Annotated in this window: 3 protein-coding genes; 2 read left to right on the forward strand and 1 reads right to left on the reverse strand. The window is 65.0% G+C overall.

The window, feature by feature from the left end; translation table 11 throughout:
* Positions 1-1,583, reverse strand: a 1,583-nt coding sequence (locus ACTHNE_RS20380; RefSeq protein WP_440270172.1) for a chloride channel protein, incomplete at its 3' end; no start/stop codon positions are given.
* A 506-nt stretch (positions 1,584-2,089) separates the two neighbouring features.
* Between ACTHNE_RS20380 and ACTHNE_RS20385 the strand changes: the two genes are divergently transcribed.
* Entirely contained in the window at positions 2,090-2,515 is a 426-nt protein-coding gene (locus tag ACTHNE_RS20385; RefSeq protein WP_440270170.1) for a MerR family transcriptional regulator, read from the forward strand.
* Positions 2,512-3,107: heavy metal-binding domain-containing protein (locus ACTHNE_RS20390; RefSeq protein ID WP_440270171.1), on the forward strand; the 596-nt coding region annotated here is incomplete at its 3' end. The genes ACTHNE_RS20385 and ACTHNE_RS20390, both read left to right, overlap by 4 nt.

Genomic DNA, 3,107 nt, shown 5'->3' on the forward strand with positions numbered 1-3,107 from the left:
AGCGTGTGGTCTTCGCGCACCACCAGCGGCGCACGCTGGATCAGCGAACGCACCAGCGCGTCTTCCGCCAGGGTGGTGTCGTAAAGCTGGCGCCGTGTGACCACACCGAGCAACTGGCCATGCGCATCGAGCACCGGAAAACCCTGGTGCTTGGTTTTTGAACCATCGGAAGCCAGCCACTGGCGCACTTCGGCAATGCTTTGTTCGCCGCGCAGGCTCACCACGTTGCGGCTGCAGGCGTCGCGCACGTAGATCTGGTCGAGGTAATCGGCCGCATAGTCCGAAGGCACGCGCACGCCGCGGCGCACGATCTTCTCGGTCATGATGGTGTTGCGCATCAGCAAGCCGGAAATGAGATACGCCGCCGCGCACGCGCCCAGCAACGGTAGCAGGCCGTGCGGCTGCTGCGTGGTCTCGAACGCGAACACCACCGAGGTAAGGAACGCGCGCGACGCACCGGCGAAGATCGCCGCCATGCACACCAGCGCAGCCAGGTGCGGATCCACCTGCAGCCATGGTGCAACCGACGCCAGCAGCATGCCCATCACGCCGCCCATCGCACCACCGATGGTGAACAGCGGCGCGAGCGTACCGCCGGAGGTGCCGCTGCCCAGCGCCACCGACCACGACAGCAATTTCAACAGGCACAGCGCGAGCATGGCGCCCAGGCCGATCTGTCCGCTCAGTACCATGGAGATATTGCTGTAGCCCACGCCCAGCGTCAGCGGCATGAAATAACCCACCACGCCCACCACCACGCCGCCCAGCGCCGGCCACCACATCCAGTGCACCGGCAGTTTCTCGAAGTGGTCTTCGATGGCGTAGGTCAGTCGCGTGATGCCCACGCTGAGCATGCCCACGATCAAGCCCAGCACCACATAGGCCGCGATCGCGGGCAGGGTGGGCGTACCGACTTCCGGCATCGGGAACATCGGCGCATTGCCTTCCAGCACGTAACGGAAGCCGGTGCCGACCGTGGCGCCCAGCGCCACTGGAATCAGCGAACGCGCGCGGCGTTCGAACAACAAGAGCTCGATCGCCAGCAGCACGGCGGAAATCGGCGCGGAGAACACCGCCGCCATGCCGGCCGCCGCGCCGGCTGCGAGCAAGGTCTTGCGCTCATCGGCCGTCACATGCATCAGCTGCGCAATCAGCGAACCGAGCGCCCCGCCGGTGGCGATGATCGGCCCTTCCGCGCCGAACGGCCCGCCGGTACCGATTGCGATCGCCGAGGACACCGGTTTCAGCCAAGTGATGCGCGGCGGAATGCGGCTTTCGTTGAGCAGCACCTGCTCCATCGCCTCGGGAATGCCGTGGCCACGGATCGCACGAGAACCCCAGCGCGCCATCACGCCGACGATCAGGCCGCCGATCACCGGCACCACGATCACCCACAACCCCAGGTGATTGCCGGCCGGGCTGGAGAAGTCGTAGCTCCAGCGGCCGTAGAAGGAGAGGTTGGTGATCAGGCCGATCAGGGCGGTCAACGCCTTGGCGACCACCGACACCACCGCGCCCAGCAGCATGGCGACGAAGCTGATCCACAGCACGCGCACGTCCAATGGCCGAAACTGCCGCGGCATGTGCGCATCGGCGAGGGTGGGATCGAGTGCGGGCGCAAGCGGAAGCGAGGCGCGGGTGTGCGGATCGGTACTGGATGAATGCATGTGGATGAGATGCCCCTGGAGTGCGCGCAAGGTTACAGGGATGAATGTGTAGTAGCTGGCTGGGAAATGAACCACAGTGCGATCGATGCCTGCGCCTCATCGTCATTCTGCGCTCGAGCCCCTCTCCCTCGAGGTCCCGATTAGCATCGAATCTCAAGCTTGCCGGAATGTGTCCCTCCCCTACATGTAGTAGGGGAGGGCTAGGGTGGGGTGAAGCAACCTCGCGAAGCATTTCAACCATGCGGCAAGCTCGGACAACCCCACCCCAACCCTCCCCTGCGAGCAGGGGAGGGAGCCATCATTCGCAACGCTGAGATTCAACGCTGGTCCGGAGGGAGAGGGATTCACTCAGGCAGCTTTTTTATGAATTGTGTCGTTGCTGCTTGACTCTAGACCTGGATCAAAGGTCTAGACTTGCTCCCATGAACCCAACCGCCCCCTCCCTCACCATCGGTACCGTCGCCAAGCGCGCCGGCGTTCCCATCGACACCATCCGCTACTACGAGCGCGAAGGCCTGCTGCCCGAGCCGCTGCGTCGTGCGTCGGGCTATCGCAGCTACAACGAAACGGCGGTGCGGCAGTTGCGCTTTATCCGCCGCGCGAAAGATCTCGGCTTCACCCTGGAAGAAATCCGCGACCTGATGGCGCTGTCGTCCGATCGCCGCGGCGGCGTGAAGGCGGTGCGCAAGCGTGCCGAGCAACGGCTGGCGAGTATCGATGCACGCATCGCCGAGCTCATGCGTATTCGCCAGGGTCTGCAGCAATTGGTCGAGGCCTGCCCAGGGCATGGCGATCCGGAACATTGCCCGATCCTGCGCGCGCTGGCCGATGAGGAGCCGCAGGCATGAACACACAGCATTCGTGTTGCCATGGCGCGCAAGGCGGCGCGCGCGATCCGGTCTGCGGCATGAGTGTAGACAAGGCTAATGCCAAGCATCGCAGCGAGCATGCCGGCGAGACATTTTATTTCTGCTGCGCGGGGTGCAAGGCGAAGTTCGATGCGGAGCCCGGACGCTATGCGCGGAAAGCGCCCGCGACCGCGCATTCGCACGCCGCGCACGCGCACAAGCACGCCACGCCGCAAGCGGCCGTATCGGGCGCGATCTACACCTGCCCCATGCATCCGGAAGTGCAGCAGGATCATCCCGGCGACTGCCCCAAGTGCGGCATGGCGCTGGAACCGATGATGCCGAGCCTGGATGAGGACGACACGCACGAAGCGCGCGCGGCATCGCGCCGTTTGTGGTTGCTGGTCGCCTTGACTGTGCCGGTATTTGTGCTTGCCATGCTGCCGCATGCGGACATGCGTCTGCCGCAGGCATGGTCAGGCGCGGCGGGATGGATGGAAGCCCTGCTCGCGACGGTGGTGGTGCTGTGGGGCGGTGCGCCGTTCTTCGCGCGCGGCTGGCGCTCGCTCAAACCGTGGCAACCGAACATGTA

It is taken from the genome of Dyella sp., assembly GCF_051954575.1.
In the GTDB taxonomy this organism is placed as follows: domain Bacteria; phylum Pseudomonadota; class Gammaproteobacteria; order Xanthomonadales; family Rhodanobacteraceae; genus Dyella_B.

Coding starts and splice junctions, on each gene's coding strand:
- ACTHNE_RS20385 (WP_440270170.1), top strand. CDS start 2,090: ATGAACCCAACCGCCCCCTCCCTCACCATCGGTACCGTCGCCAAGCGC.